Origin of the sequence: Streptomyces sp. NPDC014864, assembly GCF_043081525.1 — a bacterium.
In the GTDB taxonomy this organism is placed as follows: domain Bacteria; phylum Actinomycetota; class Actinomycetes; order Streptomycetales; family Streptomycetaceae; genus Streptomyces.
In genome coordinates this window covers 1-1461 of record NZ_JBIBWT010000053.1, presented here as the reverse complement: position 1 = coordinate 1461, position 1461 = coordinate 1, and the positions used below count along the sequence as shown (strand labels likewise).

Here is a 1461-nt window from a genome sequence, read left to right as displayed (position 1 = left end):
GCGAACAATAGCAATACTGCCGTATACGCCACTTCTCACATGCCCTTGCTCGTCATACGCTTAACTCGCTTCACCAAGAAACCTCGACACCTAGGTGTACGAGGCACGGACGTTAGTTACGCGATGCCGGCGGTAAGCGGCGGGCGGTCGTCCTCCGCGTGTTGAATGCGGTCGGTGGTAATTGTAGTGAACATTCCAGATTTCGACGGCAGTGCGCCGCTCAGCTTCGCTGGTGTACTCGCGGGAGTACAGCAGTTCTTCGGCGAGGATACGGTTGTAGCGTTCGACCTTCCCGTTATGTTTCGGGGTGTACGGCTTGATCCGGTAGTGCCGCGCTTCGCGTAATGAAACGGTGAAATCTGCTGCCCGGTAGCATGATCCGTTGTCGGTGATCACGCGCTCGATACGGGTGATGCCGTGGGCGGCGAAGAAGACGCGGGCGTTGTTCATGAAATCGATGGCTGTTGCTGCGGTTTCGTTGTCGCGGGCTTCGGTGTACGCCAGGCGGGTGTTGCCGTCGATCGCGGAATGCAGGTAGGTGTAGCCGATGCGGGCCTGCTTGTTCTTCGTTTTCCGGCGTTGGGATCGTTTGGCCTTGTCGGAGCCGCGGCCGTGGGCACGCCACCCGCCGCCGTCCGGGATCTTCCCGACTTTCTTGACGTCGACGTGGACCATCTGACCAGGTCGCTTGGCGGCGATGACCTGGGGTTTTCGGTTGGTTTCGCCGTTCGGGTCGATGAACCGGCGGCGGTGCAATCCCAGGTTCCGCAGGATTTTCGTGACAGACCGGCGAGCAATGGTGATGCCGTCGGTACGCAGCTCGAACGTGATTCGCGAGGCCGACCATTTCCGGGTTCGGCGCATGGACTCGATCTCGACCATGATCTCCGCCGGCGTGGCGTTCGGGTGGTGTTTCGGTGCGCTGGATCGGTCCTGAATTCCCAGGTCACCGTACTTGCGATACCTATTGACCCACTTGGAAGCGCATTGTCGGGAGATGCCCATTTCTGCGGCGACGTGGGCGATCGGACGACTCTGGCACCGCTCGATCAGGCGTCGTCTTCCTTCCACAGTGAGTGGGGCATTACGGTGTGTCACAGGGCTGGTCCCTTTGCTGTTGATGGTCAGTTTCGCAACTTCCATCCTGCCGCGAAGGACCAGCCCGTCCACTTCAATCCCGCGTCAGCAACGTCCATACCCGCAACAGCTAGGCCGATGACCGTTTCGTTTCCTTGATCGCTACGGGATCATCCTGGCGGACGATAAATGCCGAGGACTTTTGCAGCGTGAACGGTGGAAAGGAGCCGTGGCGTCTCGATTGCATCGGCGATGCGGTCGAAGTCAGCGGCGGTCAGCACACGCAGGGACAGCAAACCTAAGGTGTACGTGTCGAGAATTTCCAGCGCAGCGGTGGTGGCCTGCCGGACGGATACGGCAGGAATGGTGAATACGACTTCGACC

General features: G+C 59.8%; 2 protein-coding genes. Both read right to left on the bottom strand.

What is annotated here, in order from left to right:
• Window positions 1-90: 90 nt before the first annotated feature.
• A complete protein-coding gene (locus tag ACF1A5_RS33820) occupies window positions 91-1098 on the bottom strand; it encodes an IS481 family transposase (protein WP_352030458.1) in 1008 nt (335 codons plus the stop codon).
• Between the two features lie 149 nt (window positions 1099-1247).
• A partial coding sequence (locus tag ACF1A5_RS33815; protein WP_392196664.1) for a hypothetical protein occupies window positions 1248-1461 on the bottom strand: 214 nt, incomplete at its 5' end.